This window comes from Mangrovibrevibacter kandeliae, from assembly GCF_024519155.1.
Classification (GTDB): Bacteria; Pseudomonadota; Alphaproteobacteria; order Rhizobiales; family Rhizobiaceae; genus Mangrovibrevibacter; species Mangrovibrevibacter kandeliae.
This window is the reverse complement of sequence record NZ_JANIFJ010000006.1, coordinates 93,433-113,214: the sequence shown is the minus strand read 5'-3', so window position 1 is coordinate 113,214 and position 19,782 is coordinate 93,433. Positions and strand designations below refer to the sequence as shown.

15 protein-coding genes are annotated in these 19,782 nt (G+C 68.4%); 9 read left to right on the top strand and 6 right to left on the bottom strand.

Annotated elements, in window-relative coordinates; all coding sequences use genetic code 11:
- Positions 1–41 precede the first annotated feature (41 nt).
- Positions 42–1,205: a CaiB/BaiF CoA transferase family protein gene (locus NPA30_RS15810; protein WP_256803733.1), complete on the top strand. Its 1,164-nt coding sequence runs from the start codon at positions 42–44 to the stop codon at positions 1,203–1,205.
- Positions 1,206–1,233: 28 nt separating this feature from the next.
- On the opposite strand, the gene betC is transcribed toward NPA30_RS15810, so the two are convergent.
- From betC to NPA30_RS15795, 3 genes are all read right to left on the bottom strand, one after another.
- A complete protein-coding gene (gene betC, locus NPA30_RS15805; protein WP_256803732.1) occupies positions 1,234–2,748 on the bottom strand; it encodes a choline-sulfatase in 1,515 nt (504 codons plus the stop codon).
- Positions 2,749–2,951: 203 nt separating this feature from the next.
- Entirely contained in the window at positions 2,952–3,374 is a 423-nt protein-coding gene (locus NPA30_RS15800) for an anthrone oxygenase family protein (RefSeq protein WP_256803731.1), read from the bottom strand.
- Between the two features lie 255 nt (positions 3,375–3,629).
- Positions 3,630–4,385 (bottom strand): SDR family NAD(P)-dependent oxidoreductase, encoded by a 756-nt coding sequence (locus tag NPA30_RS15795; RefSeq protein WP_256803730.1) that lies wholly within the window; start codon positions 4,383–4,385, stop codon positions 3,630–3,632.
- A 113-nt stretch (positions 4,386–4,498) separates the two neighbouring features.
- Here NPA30_RS15795 and NPA30_RS15790 point away from each other — a divergent pair, with 113 nt between their 5' ends.
- On the top strand, positions 4,499–5,389 hold the full coding sequence (locus NPA30_RS15790) for a LysR substrate-binding domain-containing protein (protein ID WP_256803729.1): 891 nt from the start codon (positions 4,499–4,501) through the stop codon (positions 5,387–5,389).
- Between the two features lie 211 nt (positions 5,390–5,600).
- On the opposite strand, the gene NPA30_RS15785 is transcribed toward NPA30_RS15790, so the two are convergent.
- Positions 5,601–6,374, bottom strand: a complete 774-nt coding sequence (locus NPA30_RS15785) for an SDR family NAD(P)-dependent oxidoreductase (RefSeq protein ID WP_256803728.1) — start codon at positions 6,372–6,374, stop codon at positions 5,601–5,603.
- A gap of 20 nt (positions 6,375–6,394) precedes the next feature.
- Complete coding sequence (locus NPA30_RS15780) at positions 6,395–7,246, bottom strand: NmrA family NAD(P)-binding protein (RefSeq protein ID WP_256803855.1); 852 nt, start codon at positions 7,244–7,246, stop codon at positions 6,395–6,397.
- 143 nt (positions 7,247–7,389) lie between these two features.
- On the opposite strand from NPA30_RS15780, the gene NPA30_RS15775 reads away from it, so the two are divergent.
- Positions 7,390–8,325 (top strand): LysR family transcriptional regulator, encoded by a 936-nt coding sequence (locus NPA30_RS15775; protein ID WP_256803727.1) that lies wholly within the window; start codon positions 7,390–7,392, stop codon positions 8,323–8,325.
- A 293-nt stretch (positions 8,326–8,618) separates the two neighbouring features.
- Here NPA30_RS15775 and NPA30_RS15770 read toward each other — a convergent pair whose 3' ends face one another.
- Positions 8,619–11,207, bottom strand: a complete 2,589-nt coding sequence (locus tag NPA30_RS15770) for a valine--tRNA ligase (protein WP_256803726.1) — start codon at positions 11,205–11,207, stop codon at positions 8,619–8,621.
- Positions 11,208–11,230: 23 nt separating this feature from the next.
- On the opposite strand from NPA30_RS15770, the gene NPA30_RS15765 reads away from it, so the two are divergent.
- The 6 genes from NPA30_RS15765 (at position 11,231) to NPA30_RS15740 (ending at position 19,755) form a co-directional block, all read left to right on the top strand.
- Positions 11,231–12,115 carry a biliverdin-producing heme oxygenase gene (locus NPA30_RS15765; RefSeq protein ID WP_256803725.1) on the top strand — a complete coding sequence of 295 codons (885 nt, stop codon included), beginning with the start codon at positions 11,231–11,233 and terminating at the stop codon, positions 12,113–12,115.
- Entirely contained in the window at positions 12,112–14,718 is a 2,607-nt protein-coding gene (locus NPA30_RS15760) for an HWE histidine kinase domain-containing protein (RefSeq protein WP_256803724.1), read from the top strand. Before NPA30_RS15765 ends, NPA30_RS15760 begins: the two co-directional genes overlap by 4 nt.
- Positions 14,719–14,826: 108 nt before the next feature.
- Positions 14,827–16,305: a glucose-6-phosphate dehydrogenase gene (gene zwf, locus NPA30_RS15755; protein WP_256803723.1), complete on the top strand. Its 1,479-nt coding sequence runs from the start codon at positions 14,827–14,829 to the stop codon at positions 16,303–16,305.
- A complete protein-coding gene (gene pgl / locus NPA30_RS15750; protein ID WP_256803722.1) occupies positions 16,305–17,006 on the top strand; it encodes a 6-phosphogluconolactonase in 702 nt (233 codons plus the stop codon). Before zwf ends, pgl begins: the two co-directional genes overlap by 1 nt.
- 79 nt (positions 17,007–17,085) lie before the next feature.
- A complete protein-coding gene (gene edd, locus NPA30_RS15745; protein ID WP_256803721.1) occupies positions 17,086–18,906 on the top strand; it encodes a phosphogluconate dehydratase in 1,821 nt (606 codons plus the stop codon).
- Between the two features lie 360 nt (positions 18,907–19,266).
- Complete coding sequence (locus tag NPA30_RS15740; protein WP_256803719.1) at positions 19,267–19,755, top strand: hypothetical protein; 489 nt, start codon at positions 19,267–19,269, stop codon at positions 19,753–19,755.
- Positions 19,756–19,782: the final 27 nt, after the last annotated feature.

Sequence of the window (19,782 nt, the reverse complement as noted above, 5' to 3'; positions counted from 1 at the left end):
AAGCTGCCGTCGCGTGCGTTTCGCTGAAGCTTGGAAGTACCATGCCCGCACCCCTCGAAGGCCTGAAGGTTCTGGAGCTGGCGCGGGTGCTGGCCGGCCCCTGGATCGGCCAGACGCTGGCCGATCTCGGCGCCGACGTCATCAAGATCGAGTCCCCGCGCGGCGACGACACGCGCCACTGGGGCCCGCCCTTCATTGAGCGCGGCGATGACCGCTCGGCCGCCTATTTCCATTCCTGCAATCGCGGCAAGCGCTCGGTCGTCGCCGACTTCGGCACCGAGGAGGGCCAGCGGCTGATCCGGACGCTCGCCGCCGAGGCCGACGTCCTCGTCGAGAACTTCAAGCTGCGCGGGCTCGAGCGCTACGGGCTCGACGCGCAGAGCCTGCGGGCGATCAATCCGCGGCTCGTCTACTGCTCGGTCACCGGCTTCGGCCAGAGCGGCCCCTATGCCCACCGCGCCGGCTACGACTTCATGATCCAGGGCATGGCCGGCGTCATGGATCTCACCGGCGAGGCCGGCGGCGAGCCGCAGAAGATCGGCGTCGCCTTCGCCGACATCTTCACCGGCCTCTACGGCGTCGTCGCGATCCAGGCGGCGCTCGCCCAGCGCAGCGTGACCGGCAAGGGCCAGCACATCGACATGGCCCTTCTCGACGCGATGACCGGTGTCCTCGCCAATCAGGCGCTGAACTACTTCGCCTCCGGCGTCGCGCCGACCCGGCTCGGCAACGCCCATCCCAACATCGTGCCCTACCAGACCTTCGCGGTCGCCGACGGCCACCTGATCGTCGCCTGCGGCAATGACGGCCAGTTCACCCGGCTCTGCCGGGTGCTGGCGGCCTCGGACCTCGACCGCGACCCGCGCTACCAGACCAATGAGGGGCGCGTCGCGCACCGCGCGGAGCTCGTCCAGCGGCTGGAGGCGGCGATCCGGCCCTGGACCCAGGACGAGCTTCTCGCCGCGCTGGAAGCGGCGAGCGTGCCGGCCGGGCCGATCAACACCGTCGCCGATGTCTTCGACGACCCGCAGGTGCGCCACCGCCGGATGCGGATCGAGCCGCAGGGCGTGCCGGGCCTGCGCAGCCCGATGAGCTTCTCCGACGCGAGCCTGGCGCTCGCCCATCCCGCGCCGAAGCTCGGCGAGCACACCGCGGCGGTAACCGCCGCGCTCGCCGCCGGCGGCTGGCCGGCGCGCGCGGACTGAGCCGCCCCACGGCCGAGGCGGACGGGGCTCACTCGCCGCGCGGAAAGCGCTGCGAGTCCTCCAGGACGTTCAGGTCCATGTGGTTGCGCATGTAGCGCTCGGAGGCCTTCTGCAGCGGCTGGTGGTCCCAGGGATAATAGGCGCCGTTGCGCAGCGCCGCGTAGGTGACGTGGCGCATCGCCTGGCTCGCCCGCACCGCCCGGTCGAAGGCCTCGAGGTCCCAGGTCTGCCGCACCAGCGCCTGGAGCCGGCCGAGCGTCGCGGCATGTGCCGGATCGTCCGCGAGGTTGGTGAGCTCCTGCGGATCGGCCTCGACATCGAACAGCTGCGGCGGGTCGAGCTCGCAGTGATTGTACTTGAAGCGCCCGTCGCGCAGCGACACCATCGGCGCCGCCGAGCCCTCGGCCGCGTATTCGATCCGCACCGGCGCCGCGCGCTCGCCCCGCTCGATCACCGGCAGCAGCGACAGCCCGTCGGTCCAGGGCTGGATCTCGGAGAGGTCGATGCCGGCGAGATCGGCGAGCGTCGGCGTGACGTCGACGGTGGAGACCGGCGCGGTGACGCTCTTCGGCGCGAGGCCCGGCGCAGCGAGCATCAGCGGCACGCGGGCGGAGCCCTCGAAGAAGCTCATCTTGAACCACATGCCGCGCTCGCCGAGCATGTCGCCATGGTCGGAGACGAAGAGGATCGCGGTGTCCTCCTCCATCCGGCAGCGCTTCAGGAGGTCGAGGAGCGCGCCGATCTTCTCGTCGATATAGGTGATGTTGGCGAAGTAGGCGCGGCGCGACCGCTCGACGTCGCGGGCCGTGACGTCGAACGTCTCGTAGTCGCAGGCGAGCATCAGGCGCTTGGAATGCGCGTCCTGTTCGGCGAAGGGGATCGGCGGCACTGACGGGTGCAGCGCCTCGCAGCCCTCGTAGAGATCCCAGAAGCGGCGGCGCGCCACATAGGGATCGTGCGGATGGGTGAAGCTGACGGTCAGGCACCAGGGCCGGTCGTCGAGCCCGCGCGACAGGTCGTAGAGCTTGCGCTCGGCGTGGTAGGCGACCTCGTCGTCATACTCCATCTGGTTGGTGATCTCGGCGACACCGGCATTCGTGACCGAGCCGAGATTGTGATACCACCAGTCGATCCGCTCGCCCGGCCGGCGATAGTCCGGCGTCCAGCCGAAATCGGCGGGGTAGATGTCGGTCGTCAGCCGCTCCTCGAAGCCGTGCAGCTGGTCCGGCCCGACGAAGTGCATCTTGCCCGACAGCGCCGTATGATAGCCGGCGCGGCGCAGGTGATGCGCATAGGTCGGGATCGCCGAGACGAACTCGGCCGCGTTGTCGTAGACGCCGGTGCGCGAGGGCATCTGGCCGGACATGAAGGAGGCGCGCGCCGGGGCGCAGAGCGGGCTTGCCGTATAGCTGTTGACGAAGCGCACCGAGCGCGCGGCGAGCGCATCCAGATGCGGCGTCTGCAGGAAGGGCGCCGGGCCGTCGGGGAAGAAGGTCCCGTTCAGCTGGTCGACCATCAGGATCAGGATGTTGGGGCGGCGCATGCGGGCTCGCGAAGACGCGCGACCGCTGACGGAGAGGCCGCGACAGGGAGGGGAAAGGCACACCGAGCCTAACGCTGATTGACCGGACAATCAACGCGGGGGTTGAAGACTTCGAGCGCCGCTTCGATGCACCTGAAGCGTCGCAGACGCGCCCGGAGGCCCGTTGGTTCGGACGGTTGTCTGCCTGCCGCGCGACGGCAGGCTCAGCCGATCAGGCTCAGCGACACCGCGAACGCGCCGACGGCACAGACGCAGCGGAGCCAGTTCCAGTTGCGCCAGCGGCTCCGCCGGTCGCTCCAATGCGCCGGAAACGACCGGGCGGACCACGTCTGGAACTCCTTGTTGAGCGGCAGGTGGACCACGACGGTGATCGCCAGGGCAATGGCGAGCAGAAGCACGGAAGCGCCCTGCCCCATCCGCACATGCGGCACGAGACCCGCGATGATCGCGACCACCAGCGTCACGCCGAAGAACGCCGGCATGACCGGTCCGAACAGCCGCTCCTTGGCCTGCTTGTAGGCGATCCACTCCGGTGCCGGGAGCGCGCGCTCGGCCTGTTCCACCATGGCGGAACACAGGAATACGCCGGCCAGAACGCCCTCGAGAAAGACGGACAAGGTCAGCATGGCCGGTTCGATCGCATCCTCTGTGCCGCGGTTGGGCTTACTATCAGCGCGCCGGAGATCCGCCGCAATGGGCTGTGTCGCGCAGGACCGGTCGCGAGATCGCGAGGAGAGGTGATGAGCGCAGCTGTACGCGTTGCTCCCACCATCCTCGCCGAGCCGATCGTGGCTCGTTGCCAGAGGCGAGGACGTCGGTCGCGCGGACGCGACGAGGGCGCCGCCGTCGCTTCCGGGGCAAAATCCTGCGTTGCCGCTCGGTCAGGTCTGCGCCTGACCGCCATCGACGAAGAACTCGACGCCGTTGACGAAGCTTGCCTCCTCCGAAGCAAGGAAGAGGATCGCGTTGGCGATCTCCCGCGCCTCGCCGACCCGGCCGAGGGGGATGCGCGTGCTCAGGACGTCGAGAAGAGCCTGCTGCTTCTCGGCCTCGTCTCCCGCCAGGCCGACGAGGCCCGGCGTGCGGGTCGCGCCGGGACTGACGACGTTCACCCGGATACGACGGTCCTTCAGGTCGAGGATCCAGTTGCGGGCGAAGTTGCGCACCGCTGCCTTGCTGGCGGAGTAGACGCTGAAGGCCGGCGTTCCCTCGCTGCCGGCGGTCGACCCCGTCAGCACCACCGCGCCGCCATCCTTCAGGAGCGGCAGCGCCTTCTGGACGGTGAAGAGGGTGCCCTTCACGTTGGTGTCGAAGGTCGTATCGAAGTGCTCCTCCGTGATCGCACCGAATGGCGCGAATTCGCCGCCGCCCGCATTGGCGAAGACGACGTCGATCTGGCCATGCTGCTGCTGGACGGCATCATAAAGACGGTCGATATCGGCGAGGTTCGCCATGTCGCCGCGCACGCCCGTCACTCGGCCGCCGATCGTCTTCACCGCCGCGTCAAGCATCTCTTGGCGGCGGCCGGTGATGAACACGGACGCCCCCTCCTGCGAAAACAACGTGGCTGCCGCGAGACCGATGCCGCTCGTTGCCCCCGTCACCACAACGACCTTGTTCTGAAATCGGTTCGTCATCGTCGCTCTCCTTCGCTCGGCGATCCATTCGCCGCTGCGGACGAGATGCGCCTGGAACGATGATGCGCAAAGCTGTCAAACATGGCACGTAGCGTTCTGCTGGAGGAACGCTGATGCGGCAGGATCTCAATGACTACGTCTACTTCGCGGAGGTCGTCGCGCATGGCGGATACACGGCGGCCGGCCGGGCGCTCCGGGAGCCGAAGTCGAAGCTGAGCCGCCGGATCGCGGCGCTGGAGGCCCGGCTTGGTGTACGGCTCATCGAACGATCGAGCCGCCGCTTCCGCGTCACCGAGGTCGGACAGAGCTTCTACGAACGATGCCGCGCCATGATGCTCGAGGCCGAGCGGGCCGAGGCCCTGGTCGCCGAGGCGCAGGCTGAGCCGCATGGGCTCATCCGGATGAGCTGTCCGCGCAACCTGGTGAAGCTCGTATCGGTCATCGCGCGGGGGTTCCTCGATCGCTTCCCCAAGGTCCGGCTTCAGCTTCTCGTCACCGATCGCGCCGTCGACCTCATCGACGAGCGGATCGACCTTGCGCTGCGCGTTCGCCACGAGCTGACGAGCGACGCCTCCCTGACCATGCGCTCGCTCGGGCGCTCGCGCTGGATCCTGGTCGCAAGCCCCGAGAGGGCCGCCGACTTCGACGGCGACGTCGCAGACCTCGCGGCTCTGCCGACGCTCGGCACGAGCGATGACGCGGGAGAGGCCACGTGGATGCTTCAGAGCGACGACGGGGCGTCGCATGTCGTGCGACATGCGCCACGCATGACCTGCCCGGACTATGCCGTCCTGTGCGACGCTGCGGCGGACGGACTGGGCGTCGCCTTCCTGCCCGACCACGCCTGCGCCGCCTATCTCGCGTCGGGCAAGCTCGTTCGGGTCTTTCGGAAGTGGCGCAGCAAGGACGGCATCGTCCACCTGGTCTTCACCACGCGTCGTGGCCTGCCGCCTGCGGTCCGGGCGCTGATCGACCATATGGCCCGGGAGTTTCCGGAGCTCTGAGCGTCCGGGAGTCGCAGACTTCATCTCCTTGATGCCGGCCGGACGAGGGCTCGACGTCTCCGCAGCGACGTCGCCGACCACGTCCTTGCGAGTGGAGCTCCCCTCCGCTTTTCCGGCCACGGCGGGTGGAGGCGGAGGAGAGGGATCGTCGGCAGGCGCACCGTGTCGGTCGCGACAGGCTTGCCTGTGGGCGGTTCGAGCGGTGGCGCGCTCAACCCGGCATGCTGATCCCCGAGCATGCAGCGCAGAGGTCGAGGAGGCGGTCCTGAACCGCGACGTTCCCGGCTTCGGGGTTCGGCGAGCGGTGGCGCATGTGGTGGAAATAGCCACCCGTTACGCGCGCTTGCGGATCGTCGCCTGCCGCCAGCCAGGCCTGCGTCCGGTGCGCCTTCTCCATGTCGTCGGGTGCACCGGGTCCGCCCATCCGCGTCGGCACCCAACCGGGCTCAAGCGCATTCGACAGGACGTCCGGCCAGCGGCGTGCCACCGCCAAGGCGAGCGCGACGTCGTACAGCTTGGATTCGGCATAGGCGGTCGAGCCGTTCCAGCGGCGCTTCGTCCACAGCATGTCGTCGAGATTGGCGCTCGCCTGGCGGTGCATGCCGGAGGACAGATAGACGAGCCGCTTCGGGCGCTCCATCAGGGCGGTCAGGACGTAGGGAGCCAGCACGTTCACCGCGAAGACATGCGGCAGCCCGTCCTCCGTCTCGATCCGGCGCGGCTCGCGGTAGCCGATGCCGACGTTGTGGATCACGGCGTCGAACCGCCCGAGGCTGTTGGCCCCGTCGGCGACCTGCCGGGCGCCGGCGAGGGTGACGACATCGCCTTCGACGATCGCCTGCGCCTCAGGCAACGCCCGTCGGGCGTCAGCGGCCCGGCCGGCGTTGCGGGCGTGCAGGACCACCGCGTGCCCTTGGCTCGCCAGCAGTTGGCCCGCCATAAGGCCGAGACCTTCCGACGATCCGGTGATGAAGATGCGCGCCATCCTAGCCTCCCTGTTCTCGCTCAACCCTTCGCCGCAAGTTCGCGCAAGACGGCCACGAGGTCCGTCGTGCCGGTGCGCGACTCGGTGCCGTCCCGTGCAAAGCCGATCCAGCCTTCGTTGAAGCCGTCCAGCATCCGGATGCGCGCTTCCGGGTGCCGCATGCCCTCGGCGCGGAAGCGGGGCTCCCACGTCTCGCGCGGCACCGCGACGGCCTCGACCGGATGCCCGAGCACGGTGGCAAGACCTTGGGCGACGTCGTTCGGGCTGTAGCGGCGCGGGCCTGCCAGCTCGATGGTGCGAGGGCCGTCCCACGTCTCGCGCAGGAGTTCGGCCGCGGTGCGGCCGATGTCGCGGGCGCTGACCATGTCGATCGGGCGGTCAAGCGGTTGCAGGTAGCTCTCGATCCGGCCTTCGCGCGCCGCGGCGATGTCCCAGGCCACGTTCTCCATGAACCATGCGGCGCGGAGGCTGGCGAAGGGGACGCCCGTTCCGGCGAGCGCCGTCTCGAAGAAGCTTGCCCAATTCAGAAGATTGAACTCGGAGGCCTGGGCGCCGACGGTCGATAGGAGCACCACCCGCCCAGGGCGTGTCCGATGAAGTGCCCGCGCGGCCGCCGCCGCCCGCAGGCGCGTGTCCGCGAAGTCCGGCGCGGAATCGTAGTTCGGCGGGTTCATCACGAAGACGCCGGCCGCTCCCTCGAAGGCGTCCGTCAGCGCCCGATCGTCAGCCGCATCGGGCACCACTGCGACCTCGCACCCCCGTGCCTGCCACGCTCTGCCCCTGTCAGCAGCGCGCACCAGCGCCCGCACCGGCTCCCCCGACGCCAGCAAGCACGCGGCCACGGCGCCGCCGACCTTTCCCGTAATGCCCATCACGACAAACATGTGTCACCTCGCCCTTCGAACGCTCCAGCCGGCTCTGTCGACCGGTCTGTTTCGTAGGATGGCGCATGCCGCGCCTTTGCATTAGTGCGCCCTCCGGCATAACATTCGTGCGAAAATGCAAAGGTGAGCGCATGCCCTTCGATGGTCGGGTGTTGTCCGGCATCGCCGTTCTTGCCGCTGCGGTGGAGCGCGGCAGCTTCACGCGGGCCGGTGAGACGTTGGGTCTTTCAGCGTCCGGCGTCAGCCGTGCCGTGGCTCGGCTGGAGAGCCGCGTCGGCGTCCGCCTGCTCGACCGCACGACCCGCTCGCTGCGCCTGACGAGCGAGGGCGCGCGGCTCTACGACCTCGCCGCGCCGCATCTTGCAGGGCTCGAGGCGGCGGCCGACGCCGCGTCGGAAGCAGCGCAGGACGTGCGCGGCCACCTGCGCGCAAGCGTCAATCCGATCTTCGCACGACATATCCTCGCGGGGCGGCTGGGCGAATTCGCCACGCGCCATCCGTCGCTCCGATTGACGCTCGTCCAGCAACCGGACGTCGGCGATCTTGTCGCGGAGGGTGTCGACGTTGCAATCCGCTTCGGGCCGCAGATCCAGCCCGGCCTGTCGGTTCGGCTCCTCCTGGAGACCCGAGTGCTCACGGTCGCCTCGCCCGCCTATCTCGCACGCCGCGGCCGCCCGGAGGCGCCAGCGGAGCTTGCCGGGCATGAATGCCTGCAGTTCGTCGACCCGCGCACCGGGCGGCCGTTCGAATGGGAGTTCCGTCGTGCGACGGAGACTGTCCCGGTGCCGATCGCCGGCGCGCTCACGCTGGGTGACGTCGATACGATGGTCGCGGCGTGTCTTGCGGGCGCCGGCGTCGCGCAGGTCCTCGCGCTCGGCGTCGAGCGGCACCTGGCGAGCGGCGCGTTGGTGGACCTCTTTCCGGATTGGCCCGGCGAGACCTACCCGCTCTTCGCCGTGCGCCCCGCCCGCCGGCTCGCGCCCGCCAGGGTCACGACCTTCATCGACTTCTGCGCCGAGATCGCCGAACCGCCCCGGCGTTCCTCACAGCAGATATCGGCCCGGTGAGTGCGGCGTTGGCAGCGGCGGCCCGGCTGCGGACGATCCCGGGTGGCGAGCGAGCGACGCGTGCGGTGCATGGCACGGTGTCGACACGACGTCACCGGCGTTAGAACGACTGCCTCAGGTGGCGCGGTGCGATGGAGCCACCATCGCCGAACGCCGAGCGATCCTCGGCACGGCGCAAGCATTTCCGCTTCGATCTGGCGCCCACGCCGCAGGAGCACCGTCACAGCCTTCGCCGGCGGCCCCCGTCGCCTCGCCGCCTTTCCGGCGGAAGCGGCGCCGCCGCGCCTCCCCGCTTAGGCCTGGACCGGCGCCGGCCCAAGCGTCAGGCTGACGCGCACGCGCTCGTCGGGCGAGAGCGCGCTCGCAAGGTCCGCCGGGGCGCTCTCCTCGACGGTGACACCCGGCGCCTTGGCGAGCTCCTCGATGTCGGCGCGGGCCGCCTCGACCGCGTCGCGCAGCGCGCCCAGCGAGGTGCCCTCCCCCGCCGGCGAGACCACCAGCCGCTCGACCGGCGCGACCAGCGACACGCCGAGGTCGGACTTCGCCTTGCGCACGCCGCCGACGATCTCCAGCACCAGCGCGCCGGTCTCGCCGTCGAGCCCGGCTTCCGGATAGTCGGCGGCCAGCGGCCAGTTGCCCCGCGCGTGGACGGTGGCGAAGCCGTCGCCTTCGCCGCGGAAGAGGTCGGCGAGCGTCTCGCAGACGTAAGGCAGGAAGGGCGAGAACAGCCGGATCAGCGTCGTCGTCGCGTGGTGAAGCGTATGGAGCGCCGACACCTGCTCGGCGTCCGGCGCGCCCTCGAAGCGGGTGCGCCGCTTCACCAGCTCCAGGTAGTTGTCGCAATAGGTCTTCCAGAAGAAGCCCTCGATCTCGCGCAGCGCCTGCGCGTACTCGTAGGCTTCGAAGGCCACCGTCGCCGCCTCGATGGTGGCGGCGAGCTCGCCCAGCAGCCAGCGGTCGAGCGGATGGGCGATGACGCCGGCCTCGATGTCGGCCCTGGCGGTCGAGGGCGTGATCGGGTTCGCGGCGAGCGGCAGATGCGCGAGGCGCGCCGCGTTCCAGAGCTTGGTGACGAGGCGCTTGCCCTGCTTCAGCGTGTTCGGCGCGAGCACCGTGTCGTTGCCGAGGCGCGAGGTGCCGGTCCAGTAGCGCACCGCGTCGGTGCCGTACTCGTCGAGCAGCTTGATCGGGTCGATCACGTTGCCCTTCGACTTCGACATCTTGGCGCCGTCGCTGGCAAGGCACCAGCCGGAGATCGAGATCGACTTCCAGGGCAATTCGCCCTGGTGATGCAGCGCCTTGACGATGGTGTAGAAGGCCCAGGTGCGGATGATCTCGTGCGCCTGCGGACGCATCGCCATCGGGAACAGGCGCTTGTGCGCCCCCTCGTCGAGGCTGAACTCGTCGCTGATGGTGCGCGAGACGAACTGGGGCGTCACCGAGGAGGTCGCCCAAGTGTCCATCACGTCCATCTCCGGGATCACCTCGTCGGCCGTGTAGCCGGCCGGCAGGTCGCGCGACGGGTCGACGGGCAGCTCGGCGGCGGTCGGGACGATGATCGTGCCCTCCTCGCCCGGCCGGCGGGAGTACCAGACCGGCAGCGGCACGCCGAAGTGGCGCTGGCGCGAGATCGACCAGTCCCACTTGAGGCCCTCGACCCAGGACTCGTAGCGCTGGCGCATGTAGTCCGGTCGCCAGACGAGCTCGCGGCCCTTCTCGATCAGCTGGTCCTTGAAGTCGAGGGTGCGGATGAACCACTGCGGCGTGACGATGATCTCCAGCGGCGCGCCGGAGCGCTCCGCCACCGGGACGACCTGCCTGGTCTTGTGCCGCTCGCGCAGGACGCCGCGCTCGGCGAGCATCGCGAGCACCGCCTCGCGCGCCTTCTCCACCTTCAGGCCCTGCAGCGCCTCGACCACGGCGTGAGCGGCCTCGGCATCGACGCTCGGCCACTCGGCGCTGCCGAGCGGCAGTGACTCCTTCATCTTGCCGGCCTGGTCGATGACGAGGCGCAGCGGCAGCCCGTGGGTGCGCCACCAGTGGATGTCGGTCACGTCGCCGAAGGTGCAGCACATGACGATGCCGGTGCCCTTCTCCGGGTCGACCTTCGCGTCGGCGATGATCGGCACCGGCACGCCGTAGAGCGGGCTGATCGCGCGCTTGCCGACGAGCTCGCCGGCGCGCGGGTGGTCCGGGTGGATCATCAGCGCGCCGCAGCCGCCGATCAGCTCCGGCCGGGTCGTCGCGATGATCGCCTCGCCGCCGCCCTCGATCGCGAAGGCGACCTCGTTCAGCGTGCCCTCGCGCTCGATCTCGTCGACCTCGGCCTGGGCGATCGCGGTGCGGTCGGCCGGATCCCACAGCGTCGGCTCGAGGCGCCGCTCCAGGAGGCCCTTCTTGTAGAGGTCGAGGAAGGACATCTGCGAGATCGTCCGGCTCTCGTCGGAGATCGTCTGGTACTCGCGGCTCCAGTCGACGCTGAGCGCAAGGCGCCCGAACAGGTCGCGGAACTGGTCCTCGTATTGCGGGATCACCTCGCGGCAGAGCGCGACGAACTCTTCGCGGCTCATCGTGCCGCCGCGCACCTTCTTGACCTTCTCGACCAGGCGCTCGGTCGGCAGGCCATTGTCGTCCCAGCCGATCGGATAGAGCACGTTGCGCCCGCTCATGCGCATGAAGCGCGCCATGATGTCGGCTTGCGTGTAGGAGTAGACATGGCCGACATGCAGCGTGCCGGAGACGGTCGGCGGCGGGGTATCGATGACGTAGTCGAGCTCGGCCGGCAGGCTCGCGTCCCAGCGGAAGGCGTCGTCCGACGCCCAGGCCTTGCGCCAGCCGGTCTCGACGGCGGCCTGATCGTATTTGCTCGGGAAGTCCTTCATGTCCGACGTCTGCTTTCCAATAGATGCGGTGCGAGCGGTGCGGATCGGCCGGCGTCCGTCCGCATCCGTCGCACCCGGCCCCCTGGCGGCATGAGCCGAGCATCTGCCGGCTCCGGCGGGGCGGATCGAGAAGGCCGCTTGATAACGCCGGAGCCACGCACGTTCCAGCAAAAATGCGGCAGGGTCTTTTCAGCGAGGCACCGGGTCGTCAGATAGAGGCTTTGCAGATGCAGGCCGAAGCGCTAAGTCCGACTTATCTTGTCAAGCTCACTCGCTCCATGACTGTCACCGCTCCTCGATCGACCGGGGCAGATCCGACTCTGGCGACCTCGCTGCGGCACCGCCTGCGCGACGAGACGCGTCCGGCGCACGAGGCGCTCGACGGCTGTTTCGTCGGCATGGACGACCCGGCGGGTCGAGCGACCTATGAGCGGTTCCTCGTGATGAACCACGCCTGCCACTGGCGGCTGGAGCCGATGCTCGAGCAGTCCGAGCTCGCGACATTCCTGCCTGAGATCGCCGCGCGGGCCCGCCGCGGCGCCCTGTCGGAGGATCTTGCGGCCATGCGGCTGACGCCGCTCGAGCCGCTCGCCTTCGCGCTGCCTCCAGACTTGCCGCACGCGATCGGCGCCGCATATGTGCTCGAAGGTTCGCGCCTCGGCGGTCGCTTCATTCATCGAAGGTTCAAGCAACTGCGCCTATCGGAAGTCTGGACCGGACTTTCGCAGCGCTTTCTGGCTCTCGGCGAGGAACCGGACTTCTTCAGAGCCTTCATGACGAGGATCGATTCGCTGACCATGTCGCCAACCCAGTCGAACGCGTGTGTTGAAGCCGCCGCATCGGTCTTCGGCTACTTCACGCGGACCGCCGATGCCGTTCGGGCACGCGACGAGGGCGTAGCGACGTGAGCAGCACCGACAATCCGCTGAACTTCCATGTCGACCTGACGAACTGCGACCGCGAGCCGATCCACCTGCTCGGCCACGTGCAGCGCTTCGGGTTCCTCATCGCCGTCTCGATGGACTGGCTGGTCCAGCACGTCTCCAGCAATGTCGGCGAGTTCCTGGACGTCGATCCCGAGACGATGCCGGGGGAGCCGCTGACGGCATTCCTGCCGCCGAACGCCATCCACGCCCTGCGCGGCCGGTTGCAGCTTCTGACCTCCAGCGACAGCACCGAGCGGCTCTACGACTTTCAGCTGGTGCCCGGAAAGCCGCGCTTCGACATCGCCATCCACGTGTCCGGCGCCTCGGTCATCGTCGAGGCCGAATATGCGTCGAAGGAGGCGCTCAATCCCGGCGCTCTCGTCAAGTCGATGACCGCGCGCGTCCAGAAGACGGAGAGCCTCGAAGGACTCTTTCGCGAGTGCGTCCGCCAGCTGCGGGCGGTGACGGGCTTCGACCGGGTGATGCTCTACCGCTTCGCGGGCGACGGCTCCGGCGAGGTGGTCGCCGAGTCGGTGCGCAGCGGTATCGACAGCTTCAACGGGCTCCGCTACCCGGCGACCGACATTCCGCGCCAGGCTCGCCAGCTTTACGTGCGGAACCAGATCCGCATCATCGCCGACGTGAATGCCGAGGCGGTGCCGGTGCTGCCGGCGCTGAACCCGGACGGCGGGGTGCTCGACCTGTCGCTGTCGGTGCTGCGCAGCGTCTCGCCGATCCACATCGAGTACCTCAAGAACATGGGCGTCGGCGCCTCGCTCTCGATCTCGATCGTGATCGACGGCCAGCTCTGGGGCCTGTTCGCGCTGCATCACTACACCGCCCGCCACCTGCCGCTCGAGCTGCGCAGCGCGACCGAGCTGTTCGGCCAGATGGTGTCGCTGATCATCGAAGGCCGGCTCTACAAGGAGCGGCGGCAGCTCGAGGATGCCGCGCGCCAGCTGCACGACCGGTTCCTCGCCCGCGTGATGGCGACCACGGCGAACATCGAGGCGCTGGCCGACTTCTCCGACGAGCTGCGCGACATCATCGCCTGCGACGGCTTCGCGGTGTGGCTGAAGGGGGAGATGCGCCTGTTCGGCCAGTGCCCGACGGTGGAGGAGATCTCGGCGCTCACGCGCTTCCTCAACCGTGCAGCGGCGAGCCGCATCTATACGAGCGACCGGCTGACCGAGGTCTATCCGCCGGCCGAGGATTTCACCAGCCGCGCCGCCGGCGTCCTCGCGATCCCGGTGTCGCGCACGCCGCGCGACTACCTCCTCTTCTTCCGCAAGGAGATCGTCCAGACCGTCAGCTGGGCGGGCAACCCGGAGAAGCCGGTCGCCTGGGGACCGAACGGTCCGCGCCTGTCGCCGCGCAAGAGCTTCGAGACCTGGAAGGAAACCGTCCACGGCCAGGCCCTCGGCTGGACCGATTCGGAGATCAAGGCCGCCGAGGCGCTGCGGGTGACCATCCTCGAGGTGCTGCTGCGCTTCAGCGAGGAGGCGGAGCGCGCGCGCAGCCAGGCGAACGAGCGCCAGGAGCTGTTGATCGCCGAGCTCAATCATCGCGTGCGCAACATCCTCAGCCTGATCCGGGCGCTGATCGCGCAGAGCAAGCCCGGTGTGGAGAGCGTCGACGAGTTCGCGCGGATCATCGGCGGCCGCATCCAGGCGCTCGCGCGGGCGCACGACCAGATCACCAGCGAGGACTTCTCGCGCGTGTCGCTGCCGGACATCGTACAGACCGAGGTCTCGGCCTATATCGGTCAGAAGGCGAGCCGGGTGCACCTCAAGGGACCGGATGTCCTGATCGAGCCCAGCGCCTTCTCGACGCTGGCGCTGGTCTTCCACGAGCTGGTGACGAACTCCGCCAAGTACGGTGCGCTGTCCGACTCCACCGGCGAAATCGCCGTCGACTGGACGATCGACGACAACGGCGGCTGCCGGATCGAATGGCGCGAGCGCGGCGGCCCGGCCGTGACGCCGCCCAGGCGCCGCGGCTTCGGGTCGACCATCATCGAGCGGGCGATCCCGCACGATCTCGGCGGCGAGGCCGAACTGCGCTACCTGCTGGCAGGGCTGCAGGCGACCTTCGTTCTACCGCCCAACGTCTTCAAGCTGCGGACCGCCGGCGATGCAGCGACCGGGCGCGCCGCATCCGACCTTCGGGAGGCCCGCATGGCGGAGGTGAACCGCCACCTGTCCCTGTCCGGCATGTCGGCGCTCATCGTCGAGGACAACATGATCATCGCGCTCGACGCCGAGCAGCTGATGATCGAGCAGGGCATGGCGGCCGTCTTCATCGCGTCCAGCGTCACCGAAGCCCGCAAGATCATCGCCGACGAGGCGATCGACCTCGCCCTGCTCGACGTGAACCTCGGCGCCGAAACCAGCTTCCCGCTGGTGCCGAACCTCCTGGCGAAGTCGATCCCCTTCATCTTCGTCAGCGGGTACGGCGACTCCCTCGATCTGCCGCCGGAAGCCGAGCACGCATCGCGGATCAAGAAGCCGTTCAACAAGGACCAGCTCCTGTCGGCGATCTATCAGGTCCAGCAGCGCGGCCCGGATGCAGAACCCGGTGCATGACCGGTCCCTAAGGGCGATGCGCCGTCGGCATTGCCTGCGAGGGTGGAAATCTTCAATCGATTAGCTTAGGGCGTCTGGCGACGCCCGCTTCCCGCGAGAGAGCCTTCGATGTCCAGTCAGATCATCCCCGTCGAACCCTTCGACTACGTGGTTTTCGGTGGCAACGGCGACCTCGCCGACCGCAAGCTCCTGCCGGCGCTCTACCACCGCGACCGCGACAACCAGATCCCCGAGCAGGCGCGGATCATCGGCGCGTCGCGCACCACGATGTCGCACGAGGAGTACCGGCACTTCGCCCGCGGTGCGCTCGAGCAGCACGTCGCGGCGGAGGACCTGCATCCCCAGTCGATCGAGCGCTTCCTGTCGCGCCTGTACTACTGCACCATCGATGCACGCGCCGACGGCGGCTGGGACGAGTTGCGCGCCATGCTCGACGAAGCCGAGCCGAACCGGATCAGGGCCTTCTACCTCGCCGTCAGCCCGTCGCTGTTCGGCGACATCGCGTCCAGGATCAGCGAGAAGGGCCTGTCCAACGACCGCTCCCGCCTCGTGGTGGAGAAGCCGGTCGGCCGCGATCTCGCCTCGGCGCGCGCGTTGAACGTAACGATCGGCGAGCACTTCCGCGAAGACCAGGTGTTCCGCATCGATCACTATCTCGGCAAGGAGACGGTGCAGAACCTGATGGCGCTGCGCTTCGCCAATGCCCTGTACGAGCCGCTCTGGAACGCCGGCCACATCGACCACGTGCAGATCACGGTGGCCGAATCGGTCGGTCTCGAGGGTCGGGCCGGCTACTACGACAAGGCCGGCGCGCTGCGCGACATGATCCAGAACCACCTGGTCCAGCTGATGTGCCTCGTGGCACTCGAGCCGCCGGCCTCCTTCGACGCCGGCGCGCTGCGCGACGAGAAGCTCAAGGTGCTGCGGGCGCTGAAGCCGATCACCACCGCCAATGTCGAGCAGGTGACGGTGCGCGGCCAGTATCGCGCCGGCGCCTCGGGCGGCCAGGCGGTGAAGGGCTACATCGAGGATCTGGGCAACGGCGAGAGCGACATCGAGACCTTCGTCGCGATCAAGGCCGAGATCGCCAACTGGCGCTGGGCCGGCGTGCCCTTCTACCTGCGCACCGGCAAGCGGCTCGCGCAGCGGGTCTCGGAGATCGTCGTCACCTTCAAGCCGATCCCGCACAACATCTTCGACAGCTCCGCCGGCAACGTCACGCAGAACCAGCTGGTGCTGCGGCTGCAGCCCGACGAGGGCGTGAAGCAGTGGCTGATGATCAAGGATCCGGGTCCCGGCGGCATGCGGCTGAAGCACGTGCCCCTCGACATGTACTTCGCCCAGTCCTTCCACGTGCGCAATCCGGACGCCTACGAGCGCCTGCTGATGGACGTGATCCGCGGCAACCAGACGCTGTTCATGCGCCGCGACGAGGTCGAGGCCGCCTGGGAATGGGTCGATCCCATCCTCAAGGCCTGGGAGGAGAAGGGTGTGCGCGCCCAAGGCTACACCGCCGGCACCTGGGGCCCGTCCGCGGCCATCGCGCTGATCGAACGCGACGGACGCACGTGGCACGAGCCGGATTGATGGCACCGGCCCGTCATACCTACACGAACCGCGAGGCGCTGGCCGAGGCGCTTGCGACCGGCGTTGCCGCCGTGCTGGCCGGCGGGATCGCGACGCGGGGCTCGGCGACGCTCGCGGTGTCCGGCGGCTCGACGCCAAAGCGCTTCTTCGAGGTGCTGTCAGGCGCGGCCATCGAGTGGGACCGCGTCACGGTGACGCTGGTCGACGAGCGCTGGGTGCCGGACACCGATGCCCGCTCCAATGCCGGGCTCGTGCGGCGCCACCTCCTGCAGGGGCCCGCTGCGGCCGCCCAGTTCGAGCCGCTCTACCGCGATGCCGACAGTCCGGACGAGGCGCTGGACGAGGTCGCGCATGAAATCGGGCTCCTCAGCCGCCCGCTCGACGTGGTGATCCTCGGCATGGGCGCCGACGGTCACACGGCCTCGTTCTTTCCGGGCGCCGACACGCTCGCCGCAGCCATCGACCCCGCGGCGAAGACGGTCGTCGCGGCCGTGCGGGCCGCCAATGCCGGCGAACCGCGCATCACCCTGACGCTGCCGATCCTCGCCGAGGCGCGGTTCCTCGCGCTGCACATCGAGGGCGCCGACAAGAAGGCGACGCTCGACGCGGCGCTTCAAGACGGCCCCATTCCTGAGTATCCTGTGCGGGCGGTCCTGCACGCCGAGCGTGTGCGCCCGCTCGAGGTGTTCTGGGCACCGTGAGGGATCGGCGCCGGGCTTGCGATCCGATCGTGGGAGACGACGCGAGCCCGGCCCGGCGCAACGAAGGGAGGGTTACGACATGAGTGCCGACCGGCGCATCGAAGCGATCACCGACCGCATCCGTAAGCGCTCCGCCCCGACGCGCGAGGCCTATCTTGCCCGCATCCGCAAGAAGAGTGCGGAAGGTCCGAAGCGCAGCGCCCTCGCCTGCGGCAACCTCGCGCACGGCTTCGCCGCCTGCGGCCCGGACGACAAGGCACGCCTCGCCGGCGACGCGACACCGAACCTCGGCATCATCACCTCCTACAACGACATGCTTTCGGCGCATCAGCCCTTCGAGCGCTATCCGGAGCTGATCCGGGCCGCGGCGCGCGAGGTCGGCGGGACCGCGCAGGTCGCCTCCGGCGTGCCGGCGATGTGCGACGGCGTCACGCAGGGGCAGGCCGGGATGGAGCTGTCCCTGTTCTCGCGCGACGTGATCGCGATGGCGGCCGCCGTCGGGCTCAGCCATGACATGTACGACGCCGCCGTCTATCTCGGGGTGTGCGACAAGATCGTGCCGGGGCTCGCCATCGCCGCGCTCACCTTCGGCCACCTGCCGGCGATCTTCGTGCCGGCCGGGCCGATGACCTCCGGCCTGCCGAACGACGAAAAGGCCAAGGTCCGCCAGCTCTACGCCGAGGGCAAGGTGGGGCGGGACGCGCTGCTCGAGTCCGAGATGAAGAGCTACCACGGCCCGGGCACCTGCACCTTCTACGGCACGGCGAACTCGAACCAGATGCTGATGGAGATCATGGGCCTGCACACGCCGGGCTCGTCCTTCGTCAACCCGAACACGCCGCTGCGCGACGCCCTGACCCGCGAGGCGACGAAGCGGGCGCTCGCCATCACCGCGCTCGGCAACGAGTTCACGCCCGCCGGTGAGATCGTCGACGAGCGGGCGGTGGTGAATGGCGTCGTCGGCCTGCATGCGACCGGCGGCTCGACCAATCACACGCTGCATCTCGTCGCGATCGCCGCCGCGGCCGGCATCAAGCTGACCTGGCAGGACATCTCGGATCTCTCCGACGTGACGCCGCTCCTCGCCCGCGTCTACCCGAACGGGCTCGCCGACGTGAACCACTTCCAGGCGGCCGGCGGCATGGGCTTCCTGATCCGCGAGCTGCTCGACGACGGCTTCCTGCACGACGACGTGCGCACCGTCTGGGGCACCGGCCTGCGCGCCTACACGGTGGAGGCCAAGCTCGGCTTCGACGGCACCACGGTGATGCGGGCGCCGGCGCCGGCCGAAAGCGGCGACGCCAAGGTGCTGGCGAAGGCATCCGCGCCCTTCAGCGCCAATGGCGGACTGCGCGTTCTCAAGGGCAACATGGGCGAGGCCGTCATCAAGGTCTCGGCGGTGAAGCCGGAGAAGCGCGTGGTCGAGGCGCCGGCGAAGATCTTCCACGACCAGAACGAGCTGAAGACCGCCTTCGACGCCGGCGAACTGACCGGCGACTTCGTCGCGGTGGTGCGCTTCCAGGGGCCCAAGGCGAACGGCATGCCGGAGCTGCACAAGCTGACCCCGATGCTCGGCGTCCTCCTCGATCGCGGCCAGAAGGTCGCGCTCGTCACCGATGGGCGGATGTCCGGGGCCTCCGGCAAGGTGCCGGCGGCGATCCACGTGACGCCCGAGGCCAAGGACGGCGGCGCCATCGCCCGGCTGCGCGACGGCGACATGGTGCGCGTCGACGGCGACGCCGGACGGCTCGAGATCCTGGTCGACGAAGCCGAGTTCGGCACGCGGCCGCTGGCCGAGGCCGACCTGTCGGGCAACGACTACGGCATCGGCCGCGAGCTCTTCGCGCCGTTCCGCGCCGCGGTCGGCCCGGCGACGGAAGGGGCGAGCATCTTCGGCTGAGGTGTCACCGACACGGGATGGCCGTAGGAGCCTGCGGGGCAGATTAGTCTGGAATCGTGGAATTCGACGGGACCAGCCAATGATTTCTGCTCATTTTCCGCAAATAGCGCCACTCCCAAAGTCTGAAGGCATCCATCAAGGTGATTTCTCTGTCTAAGACTCTATAGTTCTTCCGTCGCTCCTAACTGCGTAATTCTCGTCCGCCATGCGGATCGATACCTACATTTAGGCGTGCGCTTCCGAGTGCCGAAAGTCAGCGGATCCTTCGCATTTTATCGCCGCCCATCCAGCTGCGACGGCGTTTCCAGCGGCCGCTTTAGAACAACGTCTCGCTTTCGATCATCGGAGGGTTCGTATCTGATGGATGACACCTACAATGACTTGGACGCTTTGCCGAACAACCCTGATATTGCTGAAGCCCTTGGTAACGTAATGATCGTTTGGGCCTACGCTGAAGCGGCCCTTTCGTTTGCCTTCGCGAGTATTGCAGGCATGCCGATCAATATGGCCTTAGCGGGATTCTATCGCATACCGACGTTTGAAGCCCGCACCAACACCTTGCTCGCTTTTTCCCAAGAATGGACACCTGATAAACCAGAGAAGAAAGATCAGGCAGTCAAGCTCATCGAAAATTTAAAACGGTTGTCGAAGACTAGGAACGACTGGGTACACGGCATCTGGTGCCAATCAAACCGAACAGGAGAGATCGTGACGTTCCACCTGCGAGCACCGGAAAGTTCTGGTCGACGCCGAAAGCCAATCAAAGCACACGACATCAATGATCACGTCCAACATGTTCGAGCGTCTGCAGAGAAACTGCGTGGTATTTTTCCCGCTGTCATAGATTAGTATACGAATCTCTAGGCAAATTTCGGC

Bases quoted from the DNA above. Each gene is read 5' to 3' on its own strand.
- NPA30_RS15810 (WP_256803733.1), top strand. From the start codon at position 42: ATGCCCGCACCCCTCGAAGGCCTGAAGGTTCTGGAGCTGGCGCGGGTG.
- betC (WP_256803732.1), bottom strand. From the start codon at position 2,748: ATGCGCCGCCCCAACATCCTGATCCTGATGGTCGACCAGCTGAACGGG.
- NPA30_RS15800 (WP_256803731.1), bottom strand. From the start codon at position 3,374: ATGCTGACCTTGTCCGTCTTTCTCGAGGGCGTTCTGGCCGGCGTATTC.
- NPA30_RS15795 (WP_256803730.1), bottom strand. From the start codon at position 4,385: ATGACGAACCGATTTCAGAACAAGGTCGTTGTGGTGACGGGGGCAACG.
- NPA30_RS15790 (WP_256803729.1), top strand. From the start codon at position 4,499: ATGCGGCAGGATCTCAATGACTACGTCTACTTCGCGGAGGTCGTCGCG.
- NPA30_RS15785 (WP_256803728.1), bottom strand. From the start codon at position 6,374: ATGGCGCGCATCTTCATCACCGGATCGTCGGAAGGTCTCGGCCTTATG.
- NPA30_RS15780 (WP_256803855.1), bottom strand. From the start codon at position 7,246: ATGGGCATTACGGGAAAGGTCGGCGGCGCCGTGGCCGCGTGCTTGCTG.
- NPA30_RS15775 (WP_256803727.1), top strand. From the start codon at position 7,390: ATGCCCTTCGATGGTCGGGTGTTGTCCGGCATCGCCGTTCTTGCCGCT.
- NPA30_RS15770 (WP_256803726.1), bottom strand. From the start codon at position 11,207: ATGAAGGACTTCCCGAGCAAATACGATCAGGCCGCCGTCGAGACCGGC.
- NPA30_RS15765 (WP_256803725.1), top strand. From the start codon at position 11,231: ATGCGGTGCGAGCGGTGCGGATCGGCCGGCGTCCGTCCGCATCCGTCG.
- zwf (WP_256803723.1), top strand. From the start codon at position 14,827: ATGTCCAGTCAGATCATCCCCGTCGAACCCTTCGACTACGTGGTTTTC.
- pgl (WP_256803722.1), top strand. From the start codon at position 16,305: ATGGCACCGGCCCGTCATACCTACACGAACCGCGAGGCGCTGGCCGAG.
- edd (WP_256803721.1), top strand. From the start codon at position 17,086: ATGAGTGCCGACCGGCGCATCGAAGCGATCACCGACCGCATCCGTAAG.
- NPA30_RS15740 (WP_256803719.1), top strand. From the start codon at position 19,267: ATGGATGACACCTACAATGACTTGGACGCTTTGCCGAACAACCCTGAT.